The organism is Microcella sp., from assembly GCF_040286215.1.
GTDB lineage: Bacteria > Actinomycetota > Actinomycetes > Actinomycetales > Microbacteriaceae > Microcella.
In genome coordinates, this window is the sequence record NZ_JAVKCK010000011.1 from 1 (window position 1) to 18962 (window position 18962).

The following is an 18962-nucleotide window of genomic DNA, read 5'->3' on the forward strand; positions in this document are numbered from 1 at the left end:
CCGGCGGCTGCCCCGCAGACGACGCCGTCGCTCACGCGCTAGCCCGGGCCGTCCCGCCAGTCGAGCACCTCGACGGCGTCCCCGGTGCGCACCTCCTCGACGTCGGCGTCGACGATCGCGAGCCCGTCGGCGAGCGCGAGACTCGCCACCAGGTGCGAGCCCGAGCCGCCCGCGGTCGCGGGGCGCACGCGCACCGCACCCGCGGCATCCCGCTCGATCGTCACCGGGATGTACTGCCGACGGCCCTGCGGCGTGCGCCAGCCGACCGCCGCCTCGCCCCGCAGTCGAGAGCGCTCCAGCTCGGCGAGCCCCTGCAGGCGGCGCAGCGCGGGCCGCACGAAGACCTCGAACGAGACGGCTGCGCTCACCGGGTTGCCGGGCAGCGCGAACACGGGCGTGCCGTCGACCCAGCGCCCGAAGCCCTGCGGCTTGCCCGGCTGCATGCGCACGGTGCCGAAACGCACTCCGAGAGGGGCGAGCAGCTCTTTCACCACGTCGTAGGCGCCGACGCTCACGCCGCCCGAGAGCACGATCGCGTGCGTCTCGCGCGCGGCCCGCTCGAGCAGCGACCTCAGGGCGTCGACGTCGTCCGCCACCGAGCCGAGCCGCAGGGCCGTGCCGCCCGCCTCCTCGACGGCGGCCGCGAGCAGGAAGGAGTTCGAGTCGGGTATCTGCCCGTGCCGCGTCGGCTCGCCGGGCGGTACGAGCTCGCTGCCGGTCGAGATGACGGCGACGCGCGGGCGGGCGAGCACGAGCACTGTGGATCGTTCGGCGCTCGCCGCCGCGGCGATCGCCCGCGAGCTGAGCACGGCGCCGGGCGAGAGCACCGTCGCCCCGGCCGCGAGGTCGGTGCCCGCGCGCCGCAGGTGCGCGCCCGGCACGGCCTCCCGGTGCACGCGCACGGTCGCTGTGCCCCCGTCGGTGTGCTCGATCGGCACGATCGCGTCGGCTCCGGGCGGCACGGGCGCCCCCGTCATGATGCGCGCGACCGTGCCGGGCTCGAGCGGGGCATCCGCCGCGGCGCCGGCGGGCAGGTCGGCCGCGACCGGCAGGATCACGGGCGAGGTCGCGGATGCTCCGCGCACGTCCTCCGCGCGCACGGCGTAGCCGTCCATCGCCGAATTGTCGAACGGGGGAATGGCTGTCCGAGCGGTCACCTCCTGTGCGAGGACGCGCCCGAGGGACGCGTCGAGGACCACGGTCTCCGCTGGGAGCGGATCCAGACCGCGGAGGATGCTGTCGAGGTGCTCCTCGACGCTACGCATGCGTGACGTGCCGGCCATGGCCTCACGCTAGCCGGTCAGCCCGGCGATGGCGGGCCGACGCGGTGCCGCGCGGTCGAAGGCGTCGCGAGCGCTCCACTACCCTGGAGGGACAGGCCTACGGCGCCCCGCCACCGCGCCCCGTGATCGCCCTGTGCGTGCCCTCGAGCTCGCCCGCAGCCCGTCCACCCTGTCGACACCCCCCGTGAGGTCCCACTCGTGTCCAAGCCCGTCGTGCTCATCGCCGAACAGCTGTCTCCCGCCACCGTCGACGCTCTCGGGCCCGACTTCGACGTGCGCCACGTCGACGGCACCGACCGCGCCGCCCTGCTCGCCGCCTTGCCCGAGGCTCACGCCATCCTCATCCGCTCGGCGACGCAGGTCGACGCCGAGGCGATCGCCGCGGGCTCCTCCCTGAAGGTCGTCGCGCGGGCCGGCGTCGGGCTCGACAACGTGGATGTCAAGGCGGCGACCGAGGCCGGGGTCATGGTCGTGAACGCGCCCACGAGCAACGTCGTGAGCGCCGCCGAGCTCGCGGTCGGGCACATTCTTGCTCTCGCCCGCCACATCCCCGACGCGAATGCCTCGATGAAGGCGGGGGAGTGGAAGCGCTCCGCCTTCACCGGCTTCGAGCTCTACGAGAAGACGATCGGCATCGTCGGCCTCGGCCGCATCGGCACGCTCGTCGCCCAGCGCCTCGCGGGCTTCGAGGTCGAGCTGCTCGGCTACGACCCCTATGTCGCGCCCGCGCGCGCCGCGCAACTCGGCGTCACCCTCGTCACGCTCGATGAGCTGATGGAGCGCAGCGACGTCATCACGATCCACATCCCGAAGACGCCCGAGACGACGAACCTCATCAGCACCGCCGAGTTCGCGAAGGCCAAGCCGACCCTGCGCATCGTCAACGCGAGCCGCGGCGGCATCATCGACGAGGATGCCCTGCACGAGGCTCTCGTCAGCGGCCGTATCGCGGGCGCAGGCCTGGACGTGTTCGTGAGCGAGCCGCCGAAGGGCTCCCCGTTGCTCGACCTGCCCACCATCCAGCTCACCCCGCACCTCGGCGCCTCCACCGATGAGGCGCAGGAGAAGGCCGGGGTCTCCGTGGCCAGGTCGGTGCGCCTCGCGTTGGACGGCGAGCTCGTGCCCGACGCTGTGAATGTTGCCGGGGGCACGATCGACCCGAGTGTGCGGCCGGGCATCCCGCTGATGGAGAAGCTCGGCCAGGTGTGGGCGAGCCTCGCCGATCACTCCTTCGCGAGCATCGACGTCGAGGTGCGCGGCGAGATCGTCGCGCACGACGTGGGAGTGCTCAAGCTCGCCGCCCTCAAGGGCATCTTCGGCCGGATCTCCTCCGAGCAGGTGAGCTACGTCAACGCGCCCCTGCTCGCTGAGCAACGCGGGGTCGAGGTGCGCCTCATCACCGACGAGGTGAGCGAGGAGTACCGCAACCTGCTGACGATCCGCGGCTCCCTCGTCGACGGTACGCAGCTGTCGGTGAGCGGCACCCTCGTCGGCGCGAAGCAGGTGCAGAAGATCGTGGAGATCAACGGCTACGACGTCGAGGTGCCCATGGCGGAGCACTTCATCGTCATGCTCTACACCGACCGGCCGGGCATCGTGGCGGTGTACGGCAAGGAGTTCGGCGAGGCCCAGATCAACATCGCGGGCATGCAGATCGCCCGGCACACCGCGGGCGGGCCAGCACTGAGCGTGCTGACCGTCGATTCCCAGGTGCCGGACGACCTGCTCGAACGACTGCGGGGCGAGATCGACGCCTCGTTCCTGCGCGAGATCACGCTCTACGAGGTGTGACCGCGCCGCTCGCCCCGCGGCTCGTCCCTACTCGACGGGGTCGGTCGTCGTGCGGCGCGTCGTGCGCTCGCCGGAGGCGGGATCGACGGTCGTCTCCTGCGTCGCGGACCGGCGGCGCGCCATCAGGATCAGGCCGATCACGGTGGTCACGCCACCGGCGATCATGAGGATGTAGCCGACCATGACGAGATCCACGCCCTCGACGGTCGCGGTGACCGCGAACGACAGGATCGCGCCGACGGCGAAGAGGAAGATTCCGAAACCAATGCTCATGACGTGGTCCTTTCGTTGAGACCCCGGTAGGAGTCGAGAGCGACGGTAGCGCGCAGGAGGGTTCCTGGCGAGCCCCACGAGGCGGCGAACCTGCGGCGAGACGCTACGCTGAGAGCGCGTGTTCCGCGGAATAGCGCGCTACTGCGCCGTTGTCTGAGAGTTGTCTGATCGAGGCCTGGTGGTGAGGATCCGAGGCGGCCGCCCCGGCATCGCCGCAGACGAACGTGTTCGCACCCGCTCACGAGAACCATCGGAGGATCCCTGTGACCCGCACCCTCGACCTCGCCGTCATCGCCGGCGACGGCATCGGACCCGACGTCACCGCCGAGGCCCTGCGCGTGCTGCGCGCCGCCGTCGGAGAGGAGGTGACCGTCACGCAGACCGACTACCCGCTCGGGGCGACCCACTACCTCGCCACCGGGGAGGTTCTCAGTGACGAGACCATCGAGAGGCTCGCGCGTCACGACGCCATCCTGCTCGGAGCCGTCGGCGGCGACCCGCGGGATCCGAAGCTTGCGGGCGGCATCATCGAGCGAGGCCTGCTGCTCAAGCTGCGGTTTGCCTTCGACCACCACGTCAACCTGCGCCCCACTCGCATCCTGCCGGGAGTCACCTCGCCCCTCGCCGACCCCGGCGAGGTCGACTTCGTGGTCGTGCGCGAAGGCACCGAGGGGCCGTACGTCGGCAACGGGGGAGCGCTGCGCGTGGGCACCCCGCACGAGATCGCGAACGAGCTGAGCGTCAACACGGCCTACGGCATTGAGCGCGTCGTGCGCTTCGCCTTCGCCCAGGCCGAGGCGCGCAGCAAGCGGCTCACGCTCGTGCACAAGACCAATGTGCTCGTGCACGCCGGCGGCCTGTGGCAGCGCATCGTCACCGAGGTCGCCGCCGAGCACCCTGACGTGACCGTCGACTACCTCCACGTCGACGCGGCCACCATCTTCCTGGTCAGCGATCCGGCACGCTTCGACGTGATCGTGACGGACAACCTCTTCGGCGACATCCTCACCGACCTCGCCGCCGCGATCGGCGGCGGCATCGGCCTCGCCGCCTCGGGCAACCTCAACCCCAGCGGCCAGTACCCGAGCATGTTCGAGCCGGTCCACGGCTCCGCTCCCGACATCGCCGGCCAGCAGAAGGCAGACCCGACCGCCGCGATCCTCTCCGTGGCCCTCCTGCTCGAGCAGAGCGGCCTGAGCGACGCCGCCGCGCGCGTGACGCGCGCCGTCGAGGCCGACCTCGCCGGTCGCGGCTCGGCCCCGCGCAGCACCACCGAGATCGGCCAGGCGATCGCGGCGGCGGCCACGGCCTGAGCGGGGCATCCCGCACGGGCGCCCTGCGGCAGCCCGGAGTACGCTAGAGCAACGCTTCACCGGTGCGCAGATGCGCCGCCGTCGACCTGCCGAGGACACACCATGACGATCTCGCTACCCCTGGCCCAGAAAGACCTCACGTTCGCGGTGACACGCAACGAGTCCGCGGTGAGCGACGCCGATCGCGCAGCGATCCTCGCGAACCCGGGGTTCGGCAAGACCTTCACCGACCACATGGTCGACGTGTGCTGGAGCGAGCACGGCGGCTGGCATCGACCCCGCGTGCAGCCCTACGGCCCGATCTCGCTCGACCCCGCCGCGAGCGTGCTGCACTACGGGCAGGAGATCTTCGAAGGGCTCAAGGCGTACCGACACGCCGACGGCTCCATCTGGTCGTTCCGCCCCGACGCCAATGCGCGGCGCCTGCAGGCCTCAGCGCGGCGCATGGCACTGCCCGAGCTGCCCGAGGCGTACTTCATCGAATCGCTGCGGCAGCTCATCGCCGTCGACGGCGACTGGGTGCCCACCGCGCCCGAGACGAGCCTGTACCTGCGTCCGTTCATGTTCGCCAAGGAAGCCTTCCTGGGCGTGCGACCCGCCCACAAGGTCGCCTACTACGTCATCGCCTCGCCCGCCGGCGCGTACTTCCATGGCGGCATCAGCCCCGTCTCCATCTGGCTCTCCACCGAGTACTCCCGCGCCGGCAAAGGCGGCACAGGCGCTGCGAAGACCGGCGGCAACTACGCCGCCTCGCTCGTCGCGCAGGCCGAGGCCGCCGAGCACGGCTGCCAGCAGGTGCTCTTCCTCGACTCGGTCGAAGGCCGCTACCTCGAGGAGCTCGGCGGCATGAACATCGTGCTCGTCACGCGCGACGGAACCCTCGTGACGCCGCAGAGCGACTCGATCCTTCCCGGCATCACGCGCAACTCCGTGCTGCAGCTCGCCGAAGACCGCGGGCACACCGTCGAGCGCCGCCAGGTCTCGCTCGACGAGTGGCGCGAGGGAGTCGCGAGCGGCGACATCGTCGAGGCGTTCGCGTGCGGTACCGCGGCTGTCATCACCCCCATCGGCATGCTCTCCGCACGCGACTTCACCATCGGCTCGCCCGACGCGACGCCCGGCGAGCTCACGATGTCGCTGCGCGAAGAGCTCACCGACATCCAGTACGGTCGCCGTCCCGACCCGCACGGCTGGCTGCTGCGCCTGGATGCCTGAGCACGAGTTCGCCCGCATGCCCGGCTGGGCGCAGGCGGGCGTTCTCGCGATCGTCCTGCTGCTCGGCGCGGCGCTCGGGTTCATCGGAACGTTCGTGCACCAGTCGCTGCCGCCGATCGGACTCCTCCTCGCTCTCGGCACGGTCGGCCTGTTCCTCGCGGGGCTGCGCAGCTGGGCATCCGTGCGATCGCCCGCCGCGACGGGTGCGCTCGGCGTCGCCGGAATGAGCGCCGTCCTGAGCCTGCCCACCGGCGGCACGGTGCTCGTGCCCGGCAACCTCGTCGGCCTCTCCTGGACCTTCGGGGTCGCCCTCATCGCGCTCGTCGTGCTCGCCTGGCCCGACACTGCACGGCTCTCCCGGGTGAGGGCCGTTAGCATGGGGGAGACCCCCGAAGAGAAGGACCCGACTGCACCGTGACCTACGTCATCGCCCTCCCCTGTGTCGACCTCAAAGACCGCGCCTGCATCGACGAATGCCCCGTCGACTGCATCTACGAGGGCGAGCGGATGCTCTACATCCACCCCGACGAGTGCGTCGACTGCGGTGCGTGCGAGCCGGTCTGCCCCGTCGAGGCCATCTACTACGAGGACGACACCCCCGAGAAGTGGGCCGACTACTACACGGCCAACGTCGAGTTCTTCAAGGAGATCGGCTCGCCGGGCGGAGCCGCGAAGGTCGGCGTCATCCACTACGACCACCCGATCGTCGCCGCGCTGCCGCCGCAGCAGTGAGCCTGGCGCTCCCCGACTTTCCCTGGGACTCGCTCGCGCCTCACGCGGCGCGGGCCCGTGAGCATCCCGACGGCCTGTGCGACCTCTCAGTCGGCTCGCCCGTCGATCCCACGCCCGCGCTTGTGCGCGAGGCCCTGCAGGCCGCGACCGACGCGCACGGCTACCCCGCCACGACCGGCACGCCCGCGCTGCGCGACGCGATCATCGACTGGTACGCCCGCCGACGCGGAGTGCGCGGGCTCGGCCCCGACTCGGTGCTGCCCACCATCGGCTCGAAGGAGCTCGTCGCCTGGTTGCCGCTCCTGCTCGGTCTCGGGCCTGGTGACGTCGTCGTGCACCCGCGGGTGGCCTACCCGACGTACGCGGTCGGCGCGGCCCTCGCGCGCGCCACCGCCGTCGCCGCCGACGATCCCGCGACCTGGCCGGCCGAGACGCGCCTGGTGTGGCTCAACAGCCCAGGCAACCCCACGGGCGCGGTGCTCGACGTCGACGCCCTGCGGGCCGCGGTCGCGCGAGCCCGCGACCTGGGCGCAGTGATCGTCAACGATGAGTGCTACGCCGAGCTCGGGTGGGAGGGCTCGTGGGCGACGTCGCCCGCACCGAGCATCCTCGACCCCCGTATCGTCGGCCACGGCCCGGCTCGCGAGGCGGAGGGCGTGCTCAGCGTGTACTCGCTCAGCAAGCAGTCGAACCTCGCCGGCTACCGTGCCGCGTTCCTCGCCGGCGACGAGCAGCTCGTGCGCAGCATCCTGCAGGTGCGCAAGCACGCCGGTCTCCTGCCGCCGGCGCCTGTGCAGGCGGCCATGATCGCCGCCCTCGGCGACGACGCGCACGTCGCCGAGCAGAAGGAGCGCTACCGCACCAGACGAGATGCCCTCGCCGACGCCGTGCGCACCGTGGGCCTGCGCATCGACCACTCCGAAGCCGGCCTCTACCTGTGGTGCACGCGCGACGAGCCCGCCCTCGACACCGTGCGCTGGTTTGCCGACCGGGGCATCCTTGTCGCTCCCGGCACCTTCTACGAGGGAGAGCAGTCGCGCCACGTGCGTCTTGCCCTCACCGCGAGCGACGAGCGCATCGCCGCGGCGGCCGCGCGCTTGGCATCATCCTCCAACGCCTGAGCGCGCGCGTTGGCGGGTGGCGCACTGGCTCCCATTTGCGCCTAGGCTGTAAGCGGGCCACCTCCGCACGACGCCGCACCCCGGCGCGCTGCGAGGCCCTCTCCCAGGACCGTCCGACGCGGACACACGACCGAAGAGGACACGTCCCACCCGGACACGACCAACGCGAGGAGGCGCAGTGAGCGACGCCGATCAGAAGGCCACCCTGCAGTTCCCGGGAGGAACCGCGGAGTTCCCGATCCTGACGAGCGTCGACGGCGCTTCCAGCATCGACGTCTCCACGCTGACGAAGCAGACCGGGCTCACCGCGCTCGACTACGGATTCGTCAACACCGCGTCGACACAGAGCGCCATCACCTACATCGACGGCGACAACGGCGTGCTGCGCTACCGCGGCTACGCCATCGAGGATGTCGCGGCCAACGCCTCCTACCTGGAAGTGGCCTGGCTGCTCATCTACGGCGAGCTCCCCTCGCCCTCCGAGCTGGAGGCCTTCGACTCGCGAGTGCGGCGGCACACGCTCCTGCACGAGGACCTCAAGCGGTTCTTCGACTCGCTCCCGCACCAGGCGCACCCCATGTCGGTGCTCTCCTCCGCGGTGTCAGCGCTGTCGACCTACTACGGCGACTCGCTCAACCCGCACGACCCCGAGCAGGTGGAGATCTCCACCATCCGCCTTCTCGCCAAGCTGCCGGTCATCGCCGCCTACGCGCACAAGAAGTCGGTCGGTCAGGCCTTCCTGTACCCCGACAACTCGCTGAGCTTCGTCGACAACTTCCTGCGCCTCAACTTCGGCACCATGGCCGAGCCGTACGAGATCAACCCCGTGCTGTCGCTGGCGCTCGAGCGCCTGCTCATCCTGCACGAGGACCACGAGCAGAACGCCTCCACCTCCACGGTGCGGCTCGTCGGCTCCACCCAGGCCAACCTGTTCGCCTCCATCTCGGCGGGCATTAACGCGCTCTCGGGCCCGCTGCACGGCGGCGCGAACGAGTCGGTGCTGAGCATGCTCGGGCGCATCCGTGAGAGCGGGGAGAGCGTCGAGCGGTTCGTGGAGCGCGTCAAGAACAAAGAGGACGGCGTCAAGCTCATGGGCTTCGGCCACCGCGTCTACAAGTCGTACGACCCGCGCGCCAAGCTCGTCAAGGAGAGCGCGGACGCCGTGCTCGCCGACCTCGGCATGACCGACCCGCTGCTCGACATCGCGCGCGAGCTCGAGCAGATCGCGCTCGCCGACGACTACTTCATCGAGCGCAAGCTGTACCCCAATGTCGACTTCTACACGGGCGTCATCTACAAGGCGATGGGCTTCCCGACGCGCATGTTCACGGTGCTCTTCGCGATCGGGCGCTTGCCGGGCTGGATCGCCCATTGGCGCGAGATGAACGACGACCCGCGCACGAAGATCGGTCGCCCGCAGCAGCTCTACACGGGCTCGGCCGCGCGCGACTGGCCCCAGCGCTAGCCGCACACCCGCGAACCCGGCCGCGCGCGGCGCGTCGTGCGGCTGCCTGTGCGGCTGCCTGTGCGGCTGCCCGCGGGGCTGCCTGCACGGTCGGGCCCTCGACTCCGATCGCACACGCCGCGCGGCACGCCGCGGCGGGCGACCCGGCACGCCGTCAGGCCCGTGCGAGGTGCGATCGGCGTCGACGTCGCCCTCCGGATGCCCGAGCGGGGCTGCCCGATCGCGCGAGCCCGGCTAGTGAGGCCGGGAGATGCCCGAGCGGGGCTGCCCGAGCGCGCTGGCACGGCAACCCGGGCCTACGGGATGCTCGGGCCGAGCATCCCGCACCGCGACTCAGGCGTGCAGGGCCTCGTTGAGCTGCACGCCCGCACCCGTGCGGGGCAGCACCTCGACGGCTCCCGTGAGCGAGTTGCGGCGGAACAGCAGCCCCGCGACCCCGCTCAGCTCGGCCGCCTTGACGGCGCGAGGCAGGCCATCCGGCCCGACCGTGCCGTCGACCACGTAGACCTTCTGGCCGGCGGTCACGTAGAGCCCCGCCTCGACCACGGAGTCGTCGCCGAGCGAGATGCCGATGCCGCTGTTGGCGCCGAGCAGCGCGCGCTCGCCGATCGCGATGCGGTGCGTGCCGCCGCCGGAGAGCGTGCCCATGATCGAGGCACCGCCGCCGATGTCGGTGCCGTCGCCCACGACGACGCCCTGGCTGATGCGGCCCTCGACCATCGAGGCGCCGAGCGTGCCGGCGTTGAAGTTGATGAAGCCCTCGTGCATGACCGTGGTGCCGGGCGAGACGTAGGCGCCCAGGCGCACACGCGAGGCGTCGGCGATGCGCACGCGCGGCGGCGTGACATAGTCGAGCATGCGCGGAAACTTGTCGATGCCCAGCGGTGAGAGGCCTGCGCGCTGCAGGAGCGGGCGCAGGGCATCCATGTCGTCGGGGTGCACGGGGCCGCCGGTCGTCCACATCACGATCGGCAGGTGGCCGAAGACTCCGTCGAGGTTGATGGTGTTGGGCAGCACGAGGCGGTGGCTGAGCAGGTGCAGGCGCAGGTAGACGTCGGGGGTGGAGGCGGGGGGCGCATCCAGCTCGATCTCGACGGTGCGGGCCTCGAGGCGTACGCCACGCCGCTCGTCCGTGCCCTGCAGGCGCGCGATCTCGGCGGGGACGATGTACGGGTCGCGGCCCTCGGGCAGAGCGCCCAGGCGCGGTGCGGGGTACCACGTGTCGAGCACCTCCCCGTCGCTCGCGCGCACGGTGGCGAGGCCGTAGCCCCACGCCGAGGTCGGGCCGCGGTGCGCGGCGGTGTCTGAGGGGGCGGGGGAGCTGCTCGAGGCCATGAGTCCAGGCTACCGGGGCGCCGAACTAGGCTGGAGGGCGTGACCGCCAGCCTTCCCGTGCGCGCCGGAGTCGTCGCCCTCACCCGCGCGCTGTGCGACCTGCCCAGCGTCTCCGGCGATGAACGGATGCTCGCGGACGCGCTCGAGGCGACGTTGCGGGCCGAGGCGCCCCACCTGGAGGTGACGCGCGACGGCGACGCGATCATCGCCCGCACGATGCTCGGCCGGGCCCAGCGCGTGATCGTCGCGGGCCACCTCGACACCGTGCCGATCAACGCCAACCTTCCGACCCGGCTCGAGGGCGACGAGCGCACCGGCACCCTGTGGGGGCGCGGCACCGTGGACATGAAGGGCGGCGTCGCGGTCGCGCTCGCCCTCGCCGTCGAGCTGACCGCGCCCGCGCACGACGTCACGTGGGTCTGGTACGACCACGAGGAGGTCGAGGCGACACTCAACGGCCTGGGTCGTCTCGCGCGTGCCCATCCCGACTTGCTCGCGGCCGACTTCGCGATCCTCGGCGAGCCCTCGAACGGTGTCGTGGAGGGCGGCTGCAACGGCACGGTGCGCGTCGAGCTGCGCGCGACCGGGCGCCGGGCCCACTCGGCGCGGTCGTGGATGGGGGTCAACGCCATCCACGCTCTCGCCCCGGCGCTCGCGGCTCTCGCCGCCTACGAGCCGGCGACGGTCGAGGTCGACGGGCTCGCCTACCGCGAGGGCCTCAACGCCGTGGGTGTGAGCGGCGGTGTGGCCGGCAACGTCATCCCCGACGAGGCCGTGCTCACCGTCAACTACCGCTTCGCCCCCGACAAGTCGGTCGCCCAGGCTCTCGAGCACGTGCGCTCGGTGCTGCTGCCCGGTGACGGCCACGCGGACGGCCTCGAAATGGTCGTCACCGACGAGTCCGCCGCGGCGCGCCCCGGCCTGGATGCTCCGCTCGCGCAGCACTTCGTTGCCGCCGTGGGCGGCACGCCCGCCCCCAAGTACGGCTGGACCGACGTCGCGCGCTTCGCCGCGCTGGGCATCCCCGCGGTCAACTACGGTCCCGGCGACGGGTCGCTCGCGCACGCCGACGACGAGCGGGTGCCGGTCGAGCAGATCCTCGCCTGCGAGCGCGGGCTGCGCGCGTGGTTGAGCGGCGCCTAGACCCGGTGCCTGCCGGGGGCACGTCGGCGGGCGCCGTGCGGGCCGCGCCGAGCCGCGCGGCACGACCGGGTGGTGTCGGGGCGCCCTCCGGTGGCGTCCGTGCCACGCGCCCCGCTCGATTCCGGGCCGCCGTCCGCCGCGTTCCGTGGTGGGCGTGGGTGCTCGCGCTCTACAGCGCGTCTCGGGTGGTGACCACGGGCATCCTGCTGTCGTTCGCGGCCCGGCAGGAGGCGAACCCGTGGACGGATGCGAGCGCCGGCTACCTGGACTTCGCGCGCCTGTGGGATGGCCACTGGTACTGGATCATCGCGGCGGTCGGCTACCCGGAGGAGATTCCGCGTGACTCCGACGGCCTCGCCCAGGAGAACGCGTGGGCGTTCATGCCCGTCTACCCGATGCTCGTGCGGGCGGGGCTCACCGTCACCGGCGGAGGCTCGGCCACCGACTTCGCGGCTGTCGCGGTGACGATCTCGGTGGTCGCGGGTGGTGCTGCGGCGCTGCTCTTGCACGCTCTGCTGCGGCGCTGGATGAGCGCGGGGGCGGCGATGCTCGGCACGGCACTGTTCTGCGTCGCCCCGCTGTCGCCGATCTACCAGGTCGCCTACGCGGAGGCACTGCACCTGGCCCTGCTGTTCCTCGCGCTGCTGCTCGTGCTCGAACGCCACTGGGTGCCTCTCGCGGTGGTCGTGACGGTGATGGCGCTCACCCGCCCCAGTGGGCTCGCCTTCGCTCTGCTGCTCGCGCTCGTCTGGCTGTGGCGGTGGTGGCGGGCGCGAGGCGGCCTCGAGCCGTTCGGGATGCGGGAGCGCGTCACTCTGCTCAGCGTCACCGCCGTCGCCGGCCTCGCCGGCCTCGCGTGGCCGGGCATCGTCGCCCTCGCGACCGGGGACCTCCTCGGGTATACCGACACCGAGCTCGCGTGGCGCCGGCCGTACCTCGGCGACGTGCACCTCGTGCCCTTCACGCCGTGGTGGCAGGGCGCGCAGTGGTGGCTCGGCGATGCGCTCGGGCCGATCGCGCTCGCGACGGTGCTGCTGCTGGCCGCGTGCGCGTTCGCGCTGCCGGCGATGCGGCGCATGCCCGTGGAGCTGCGGTGCTGGATCGTCGCGTACTCGCTGTACCTACTTGCCGTGTTCTTCCCGCAGTCGAGCACGTTCCGCCTGCTCGTGCCGCTCGCCCCCGTGCTCGGCGCGATCGCTCTCGGGGTGCTCAGCACCGGGCGGGGGCCTGTGGGGCGCCGTCTGCCGCCCTCGGTCGCCGCGGCCCTGCGCGTGGTGCTCGCGGTGCTCGCGATCGGGCTCGGCGTCGCGGGCCAGGTGCTGTGGGTGCACCTGGGCTGGTGGGTCGACGGCTACGACTGGACTCCGCCGTGAGCCTGCTCGCTCGGGCGGCCCCGGCCCCGCGCATCCCGTCGATTTAGGCAATGTCGGCGGATGCGGGATAATGGAGGGGAAATCTCAGTGAAAGGGGATACCACCATGGCAGCCATGAAGCCCAGGACCGGAGACGGACCGATGGAGGCTGTCAAGGAGGGTCGCCTCATCATCGTGCGCGTGCCCCTGGAGGGCGGCGGTCGCCTCGTGGTGTCGGTGAACGACGCCGAGGCTCAGGAGCTGCACGACGCGCTCGCAGCCGCGATTTCCTAGTTCAGGCTCGTCTCGCCCGGCCCGGCTACTCGGGCAGGGTGAGGATCTGCAGCAGTCCGTCGCCGACCGGCAGCACGGCGATGCGCACCGCAGGGGATTCACGCAGCTCGCGCAGAACTCCGCGCAGCTGCGCGGTCACACCGTCGCGCTTGGCCGGCTCGGGCACGAAATCCCGCCACAGTGCGTGCGGCACGAGCACGAGCCCACCGACCCGCACGAGCCGGATGGCGTGGGCGATGTACTCGAGGATGCTCGCCGCATCTCCATCGACCAGCACCACGTCGTAGCTGGCCTCGTTCATGCGCGGCAGCACCTCGAGGGCGCGGCCGGTGATCAGGCGCACCCGTGAGGCGGGATGCCCGGCGTCGGTGAAGGCCGCGCGGGCTACCTCGTGATGGTCAGCCTCGAGGTCGATCGAGGTGAGGTGCGCGTGCGGCGCGCCGCTGAGCATCCAGAGCCCGCTGACGCCGAGTCCGGTGCCGATCTCGATGATCGACTGGGCATCGACGGCACCGCAGAGCAGGGCGAGCTGGGCTCCTGTGGCCGGGCTTACGGCGTCGATCCCCTGCTCGACCGACTGCGCGCGAGCGCGCACGATCACGTCGGGTTCGACCGTGGTCTCCTCGACGTACTTCCAGGTCAGCTCTTTGCTCGGCACGCGCACTCCTCGTCGGGCCCAGCCTAGGGCGAAGACACGGTCTCGCCCGGCTATTCTCGAGGGGTGTCCCTAGGCCTCACGTTCGAGAAGCTGCTGCTGATCGGTCTCATCGCCGTGCTGCTCATCGGCCCGGATCGTCTGCCGATGTACGCCGCGCAGCTGGGGCGGCTCGTGCGCTCCCTGCGCGACATGGCCAGCGGTGCGAAAGACCGCATGCGCGAGGAGATGGGCCCCGACTACGACGACATCGACTGGAAGAAGCTCGACCCGCGTCAGTACGACCCGCGGCGCATCGTGCGCGAGGCGCTCCTCGAGGACGAGGAGAAGCCGACTTCGCCGACGGTCGCGGCTCCGAAGCGCGAGTCGGCGTACGCGCAGCGTCAGCGTCTCATCAGGGAGGGCAAGCCAGCGCCGTTCGACGTCGAGGCCACGTAGCGCGCACCCGGTACTAGCGCACGCCGACGATGCGGTGGCGCTGGGCGACGCGGTCGCCCTCGGCGCGCAGCAGCGCGAGGACGCGCCGCACGCTCGGGCGCTCGGCGCGGTCTGCGCGTAGCAGGGCTGAAATCTGGCGTTCGGCGGGAATGCCGACGAGGGGCCGCGTAGCGATGTCGCTGCCGTGGCTGCGGGTGGTAAAGCGGGGCAGGATCGCGAGGCCGAGGCCCGCGGCCACGAGGCCCTCGACGACGAGATTGTCCATGATGCGCTGCACGATGCGCGGTTCGCGCCCGACGGCGGCGCCCAGCGCGTCCAGCCACCGGTCGTAGGGGTAGCCGACGGGTGCGCCGATCCAGGGGTGGTCGGCGACGTCGGCGGGGGTCAGCACCGTTTTCTCGAGCAGGGGATGACCGGCCGGCAGGGCCACGTCGAACGGCTCGGTCATGAGGTGCACGGTCGTGAGCCCCCGCTCGTTCCAGTGCGAGGGCACGCCCTGGGAGTCGGCGAGCACGATGTCGAAGTCGGGCGTGAGCTCGGCGAAGTCGGCGAGCGGGAGGTCTTGATCGGTCACGAGCAGACGCAGCGCGGGTTCGCGCTCGAGCGCGGTGAGCACGCCAGGCAGCAGCATCTGACCCGCGGTCGGGAAGGTGCTGAGCGTGACGGTGCCGCTCGGAGTCTGCTTGTACTCCGACCACAGCGCTTCGGCAGACTCGATCGCGACGGCGATCCTGCGCGCCGTCTCGGCGAGCGCGCGTCCGGCGCCGGTGAGCCGGATGCCCCGCCCCTCCTTCTCGGTGAGAGGCACACCGGCTTCGGCCTCGAGCAGCTTGAGCTGCTGCGACACGGCCGAGGCGGTGCGGTGAGTGGCGGCGGCCACGGCGGTGATCGTGCCGCGGTCGGCAAGCTCGCGAAGCAGTTCGAGGCGGCGCACATCCATGTAGAGAAGCTACACGTTACGTGAAGCAACTATCGATTGTGCTACATAAAAATCTGCGGTGGACTGGGCACTGTTCAGCACAGAACATCGGCTCGCCGCATCGCGGCGGGCATAGCCTGGCCGCCCTCGGCCGGGTGTCAGCAGCACGCCCACGCAGAAGGAGCTCACTCGCATGATCATCGGAATCGTCTTCGCCGCACTGGCCATCGTCGCCGTGACTGCCACTGCCGTCGTGACGGCGCGCGACGGTTACGGGCGGGTCCCCGCGCGAGCCCAGTGAGCCCGCAGAACCGGTGAGCCCGCATAACCAGTGAGCCTGCAGAACCGGTGAGCCCTCACAACCGGTGTGGGTCGAGGCCGGGGCGTTAGCGCGGAGTGACGGTGAGCGAGCGTCCGGCGAGCCCACGGCCCCGCTCGACCACGCGGTCGGCGAGCTCGCGGATCGCCTGGGCGGCCGCATCGTCCGCACCGCTCGAGTTGCGCAGCACGATCGGCACGCCGGCGTCGCCGCCCTCGCGCAGCGCGAGGCTGAGCGGCACGCGGGCCAGCACGTTCACGTTGAGCCGCGCCGCCGTCTCGTCGCCTCCGCCCGCGCCGAACAGCTCCAGCACGCTGCCGTCGGGCTGCACGTAGCCGGTCATGTTCTCGACGACGCCGATCACCGTCTGACCGGTCTGCCGCGCGACGAGCGCGGAGCGCTCGGCGACATCCGCCGCCGCCTTCTGCGGAGTCGTCACGACGAGAACCTCCGCGTGCGGCAGCAGCTGCCCGATCGAGATGGCGACGTCACCCGTGCCGGGCGGCATGTCGATCACGAGAGCGTCGAGGTCGCCGAAGTACACGTCGGTGAGGAACTGCTCCACCGTGCGGTGCAGCATGGGCCCGCGCCACGAGACCGAGGTGTGCGGGTCGACGAACATGCCGATCGAGATGACGGCGACGCCGTGCACACGCGGCGGCATGATCATCTCGCCGACGCGGGTCGGCTTCGCATCGGGGATGCCGAGGATGCCCGGTATGGAGAACCCGAAAACGTCGGCATCCATGAGCCCGACCCGCAGGCCGCGCTGGGCGAGCGCGACCGCGAGGTTGGCGGTGACGGTCGACTTGCCAACGCCGCCCTTGCCGCTCGTCACGGCGATGACGCGAGTCAGCGCATCCGGTGTGAAGGGGTGGCCGCGCGGGCGGTCTCCGCGCAGGCGGTCGATGAGGGCATCCCGCGTGGCGCGATCCATGACGCCCACCTCGACCGCGACGTCATCGATGCCGTCGACGGAGGACACCGCGGTGCGAACATCGCTCTCGATACGGTCGGCGGCGGGGCAGCCCACGATCGTGAGTCGCAACCGCACGTCGGCCCGTGTCGCGCCCGAGGGGTCTGCGCTGATCTGCACGCCGTCGATCATGTCGAGCTCGGTGACCGGTCGCCGGATCTCCGGGTCGATGACGCGCCCGAGTGCTGCGAGGACGCGCTGCTCGAGTGCGCTCGCCGCCGTGTCGTCCGTCACTGGGCGGGGCCCTCGCCGGGGGTGCGTGGCCCGCGACCGTCCGTGCGCTGACCCCGACCGTCGGAGGAGGACGCGCCGTCGACGGTCTCGCCCTCGTCAGGAGTCTCGTCCCGGTCAAGCTCTTCGAGCAGCGCGCGCAGCTCGGCGCGGATGAAGTCCTTCGTCGCGACGTCCTTCATCGCGAGCCGCAACGAGACGACCTCGCGCGCCAGGTACTCGGTGTCGGCGAGGTTGCGCTCCGCCCGCTGCCGGTCCTGCTCGATCTGCACGCGGTCGCGGTCGTCCTGCCGGTTCTGCGCCAGCAGGATGAGCGGGGCGGCGTACGACGCCTGCAGGGACAGGATGAGCGTGAGCGCGGTGAATCCGAGGGCGAGCGAGTCGAAGCGCAGCGGCTCGGGGCCCATCGTGTTCCAGGTGATCCACGCGGCGACGAAGACGGAGAGCGCGACGAGGAACCACGGGGTGCCCATGCCGCGTGCGACGGCTTCGGTGAAGCGGCCGAACCGGTCGCGGCTCGAGAACCGAGGCAGGATTCCGGCGCGCAGGCCCTTGGGAGCGGAGAGGCTGCGCGCGTCGCGCGTGGTGCGACGCCGGCCCGCGTCGCGGTCGCGGGCGGTCATGGTCGATCACCCGGGCGCGCGTCGGTGCCGGGCGGCTGCGAGGTCGGAGCGTCGGGCCGCACGATGGGCACCGCGCGCGTGCTGGGGTTGGCGGTGCTGAAACGGCCGGGGGCGGGATGCTCGCCGACAGTCGTGCTGCGATCGCGCGCGGGCGCCGCAGACCCGGGTACGCGTCCACGGGCCTTGCCGCGTGCGGGTGTGCGCGGCGGCTCGGGCGAGTGCTCGTCGGTGCTGCGCCAGTCGTCGGGCAGGAGATAGTCGAGCACGTCGTCGATCGTGACGACGCCGACCAGGCGCCGGGTCTCATCGACGACGGGCAGGGAGACGAGGTCGTAGCTCGCGAGGCGGCGGGAGACTTCGGCGGCCGATGTCTCCGGCGTCACCGGCTCGATGCCCTGGTCGAGGAGGGTGCCGAGGCGCTCGTGCGGCGGGTAGCGGAGCATCCTCTGGAAGTGGACCATGCCCAGGTACCGGCCGGTCGGCGGCTCGTACGGCGGGAGAGTGACGCAAATGGCCGCCCCGATGGCGGGCGCGAGCTCGTGGCGGCGGATGAGCGCGAGGCCTTCGGCGACGGTGGAGTCGGCGGAGACGATGATCGGCTCGGTCGTCATGAGGCCGCCGGCGGTGTCGGCGTCGTAGGAGAGCAAGAAGCGGACGTCTTGCGCCTCTTCGGGCTCCATGAGGTCGAGCAGCGCCTCGCCGCGCAGGACGGGCAGCTGCGCGATCAGGTCGGCCGCGTCGTCGGGCTCCATGTGATCAAGCACGTCGGCGGCGCGCTCGTCGTCGAGGCGGGTCAGGAGGGCGACCTGGTCGGCCTCCGGCATCTCCTCGAGGGCGTCGGCGAGGCGCTCGTCGGGCAGCTCCTCCGCGACCTCGAGTCGGCGGCCGTCCGGCAGCTCGAGCAGGGTGGTGGCGAGGTCGGCGGGCAGCAGGTCGTTGTACTCGGCGATGAGCTTCTCGGCGCTCTGCGGCTCGGTGCTGCTCGTCACCTCGGTGACGTCGCTCCACTTGGCGAAGACGCTCTGGCCTTTCGTGAACGGTGCGGGCACCGAGCGGGGCTTGCGCAGGAAGAGCTGCTCGACGGCCCACTCGCCGGGGCCGGACTCCTCGATCGCGACGTCTTCGATGACGGCGGTGCCGCCGCCCTCGCGGAACCGCATGGTGCGGCCGACGAGTTCGGCGAGAACGCGCACTTCGCCGCCGCGCTGCTCGAAGCGGCGCAGGTTGATGAGCCCTGTGGTGATGATCTGCCCGCTGCTGATGCTCGTGACGCGGCCGATGGAGAGGAAGACGCGGCGGCGCCCGGGCACTTCGACGATGAGGCCGACGACGCGGGGAGACTCGGTCGGGCGGAACACGACGAGCACGTCGCGCACCTTGCCGACGCGGTCGCCTGCGGGGTCGAAGACGGAGCACCCGTTGAGCCGGGCGACGAAGACGGTCGAGGCGCTCACGGCTAAACCTTATCGTCGCCCTGCCACAAT

The 18962-nt window shown here is 71.6% G+C and carries 19 protein-coding genes; 11 read left to right on the plus strand and 8 right to left on the minus strand.

Annotated elements, in window-relative coordinates; genetic code table 11:
* Positions 1–38: 38 nt before the first annotated feature.
* Positions 39–1283, minus strand: a complete 1245-nt coding sequence (locus RJQ01_RS05170; RefSeq protein ID WP_350475661.1) for a molybdopterin molybdotransferase MoeA — start codon at positions 1281–1283, stop codon at positions 39–41.
* 198 nt (positions 1284–1481) lie between these two features.
* On the opposite strand from RJQ01_RS05170, the gene serA reads away from it, so the two are divergent.
* Positions 1482–3074, plus strand: coding sequence for a phosphoglycerate dehydrogenase (gene serA, locus RJQ01_RS05175; RefSeq protein WP_350475662.1), 1593 nt, complete (start codon positions 1482–1484; stop codon positions 3072–3074).
* A 27-nt stretch (positions 3075–3101) separates the two neighbouring features.
* Here serA and RJQ01_RS05180 read toward each other — a convergent pair whose 3' ends face one another.
* On the minus strand, positions 3102–3347 hold the full coding sequence (locus RJQ01_RS05180; protein ID WP_350475663.1) for a DUF6458 family protein: 246 nt from the start codon (positions 3345–3347) through the stop codon (positions 3102–3104).
* A 263-nt stretch (positions 3348–3610) separates the two neighbouring features.
* Between RJQ01_RS05180 and RJQ01_RS05185 the strand changes: the two genes are divergently transcribed.
* The 6 genes from RJQ01_RS05185 to RJQ01_RS05210 all read left to right on the plus strand — a co-directional run bounded on the left by RJQ01_RS05185 (position 3611) and on the right by RJQ01_RS05210 (position 9193).
* Entirely contained in the window at positions 3611–4660 is a 1050-nt protein-coding gene (locus RJQ01_RS05185) for a 3-isopropylmalate dehydrogenase (protein WP_350475664.1), read from the plus strand.
* A 102-nt stretch (positions 4661–4762) separates the two neighbouring features.
* On the plus strand, positions 4763–5875 hold the full coding sequence (locus tag RJQ01_RS05190; protein WP_350475665.1) for a branched-chain amino acid aminotransferase: 1113 nt from the start codon (positions 4763–4765) through the stop codon (positions 5873–5875).
* Positions 5868–6293 carry a hypothetical protein gene (locus RJQ01_RS05195; protein ID WP_350475666.1) on the plus strand — a complete coding sequence of 142 codons (426 nt, stop codon included), beginning with the start codon at positions 5868–5870 and terminating at the stop codon, positions 6291–6293. The genes RJQ01_RS05190 and RJQ01_RS05195 overlap by 8 nt, the downstream gene beginning before the upstream one ends.
* The gene (gene fdxA / locus RJQ01_RS05200; protein ID WP_350475667.1) at positions 6290–6607 is read left to right on the plus strand and encodes a ferredoxin; all 318 of its coding nucleotides are present in this window, start codon (positions 6290–6292) and stop codon (positions 6605–6607) included. The genes RJQ01_RS05195 and fdxA overlap by 4 nt, the downstream gene beginning before the upstream one ends.
* Complete coding sequence (gene dapC, locus RJQ01_RS05205) at positions 6604–7728, plus strand: succinyldiaminopimelate transaminase (protein WP_350475668.1); 1125 nt, start codon at positions 6604–6606, stop codon at positions 7726–7728. Before fdxA ends, dapC begins: the two co-directional genes overlap by 4 nt.
* A 178-nt stretch (positions 7729–7906) precedes the next feature.
* Positions 7907–9193, plus strand: a complete 1287-nt coding sequence (locus RJQ01_RS05210; protein WP_350475669.1) for a citrate synthase — start codon at positions 7907–7909, stop codon at positions 9191–9193.
* A 333-nt stretch (positions 9194–9526) separates the two neighbouring features.
* Here RJQ01_RS05210 and dapD read toward each other — a convergent pair whose 3' ends face one another.
* On the minus strand, positions 9527–10528 hold the full coding sequence (dapD, locus tag RJQ01_RS05215; protein ID WP_350475670.1) for a 2,3,4,5-tetrahydropyridine-2,6-dicarboxylate N-succinyltransferase: 1002 nt from the start codon (positions 10526–10528) through the stop codon (positions 9527–9529).
* Between the two features lie 30 nt (positions 10529–10558).
* On the opposite strand from dapD, the gene dapE reads away from it, so the two are divergent.
* The 3 genes from dapE (at position 10559) to RJQ01_RS05230 (ending at position 13317) form a co-directional block, all read left to right on the plus strand.
* The gene (gene dapE / locus RJQ01_RS05220) at positions 10559–11671 is read left to right on the plus strand and encodes a succinyl-diaminopimelate desuccinylase (protein WP_350475839.1); all 1113 of its coding nucleotides are present in this window, start codon (positions 10559–10561) and stop codon (positions 11669–11671) included.
* Entirely contained in the window at positions 11653–13044 is a 1392-nt protein-coding gene (locus RJQ01_RS05225; RefSeq protein WP_350475671.1) for a hypothetical protein, read from the plus strand. Before dapE ends, RJQ01_RS05225 begins: the two co-directional genes overlap by 19 nt.
* A 105-nt stretch (positions 13045–13149) precedes the next feature.
* The gene (locus RJQ01_RS05230) at positions 13150–13317 is read left to right on the plus strand and encodes a DUF3117 domain-containing protein (RefSeq protein ID WP_152581927.1); all 168 of its coding nucleotides are present in this window, start codon (positions 13150–13152) and stop codon (positions 13315–13317) included.
* Positions 13318–13342: 25 nt separating this feature from the next.
* Here RJQ01_RS05230 and RJQ01_RS05235 read toward each other — a convergent pair whose 3' ends face one another.
* Positions 13343–13975: an O-methyltransferase gene (locus RJQ01_RS05235; protein WP_350475672.1), complete on the minus strand. Its 633-nt coding sequence runs from the start codon at positions 13973–13975 to the stop codon at positions 13343–13345.
* 63 nt (positions 13976–14038) lie between these two features.
* Between RJQ01_RS05235 and RJQ01_RS05240 the strand changes: the two genes are divergently transcribed.
* On the plus strand, positions 14039–14410 hold the full coding sequence (locus RJQ01_RS05240) for a sec-independent translocase (protein ID WP_350475673.1): 372 nt from the start codon (positions 14039–14041) through the stop codon (positions 14408–14410).
* A 13-nt stretch (positions 14411–14423) separates the two neighbouring features.
* Here the strand turns inward: RJQ01_RS05240 and RJQ01_RS05245 are convergent, their stop codons facing one another.
* From RJQ01_RS05245 to RJQ01_RS05260, 4 genes are all read right to left on the minus strand, one after another.
* Positions 14424–15350 carry a LysR family transcriptional regulator gene (locus RJQ01_RS05245; RefSeq protein ID WP_350475674.1) on the minus strand — a complete coding sequence of 309 codons (927 nt, stop codon included), beginning with the start codon at positions 15348–15350 and terminating at the stop codon, positions 14424–14426.
* A gap of 365 nt (positions 15351–15715) precedes the next feature.
* Positions 15716–16858 (minus strand): Mrp/NBP35 family ATP-binding protein, encoded by a 1143-nt coding sequence (locus RJQ01_RS05250; protein ID WP_350475675.1) that lies wholly within the window; start codon positions 16856–16858, stop codon positions 15716–15718.
* Complete coding sequence (locus tag RJQ01_RS05255) at positions 16855–17478, minus strand: DUF1003 domain-containing protein (protein ID WP_350475676.1); 624 nt, start codon at positions 17476–17478, stop codon at positions 16855–16857. Before RJQ01_RS05255 ends, RJQ01_RS05250 begins: the two co-directional genes overlap by 4 nt.
* Positions 17475–18932: a magnesium transporter MgtE N-terminal domain-containing protein gene (locus RJQ01_RS05260; protein ID WP_350475677.1), complete on the minus strand. Its 1458-nt coding sequence runs from the start codon at positions 18930–18932 to the stop codon at positions 17475–17477. The genes RJQ01_RS05255 and RJQ01_RS05260 overlap by 4 nt, the downstream gene beginning before the upstream one ends.
* Positions 18933–18962: the final 30 nt, after the last annotated feature.

Bases quoted from the DNA above. Each gene is read 5' to 3' on its own strand.
- RJQ01_RS05170 (WP_350475661.1), bottom strand. From the start codon at position 1,283: ATGGCCGGCACGTCACGCATGCGTAGCGTCGAGGAGCACCTCGACAGC.
- RJQ01_RS05180 (WP_350475663.1), bottom strand. From the start codon at position 3,347: ATGAGCATTGGTTTCGGAATCTTCCTCTTCGCCGTCGGCGCGATCCTG.
- RJQ01_RS05190 (WP_350475665.1), top strand. From the start codon at position 4,763: ATGACGATCTCGCTACCCCTGGCCCAGAAAGACCTCACGTTCGCGGTG.
- RJQ01_RS05195 (WP_350475666.1), top strand. From the start codon at position 5,868: ATGCCTGAGCACGAGTTCGCCCGCATGCCCGGCTGGGCGCAGGCGGGC.
- dapD (WP_350475670.1), bottom strand. From the start codon at position 10,528: ATGGCCTCGAGCAGCTCCCCCGCCCCCTCAGACACCGCCGCGCACCGC.
- RJQ01_RS05230 (WP_152581927.1), top strand. From the start codon at position 13,150: ATGGCAGCCATGAAGCCCAGGACCGGAGACGGACCGATGGAGGCTGTC.
- RJQ01_RS05245 (WP_350475674.1), bottom strand. From the start codon at position 15,350: ATGGATGTGCGCCGCCTCGAACTGCTTCGCGAGCTTGCCGACCGCGGC.
- RJQ01_RS05255 (WP_350475676.1), bottom strand. From the start codon at position 17,478: ATGACCGCCCGCGACCGCGACGCGGGCCGGCGTCGCACCACGCGCGAC.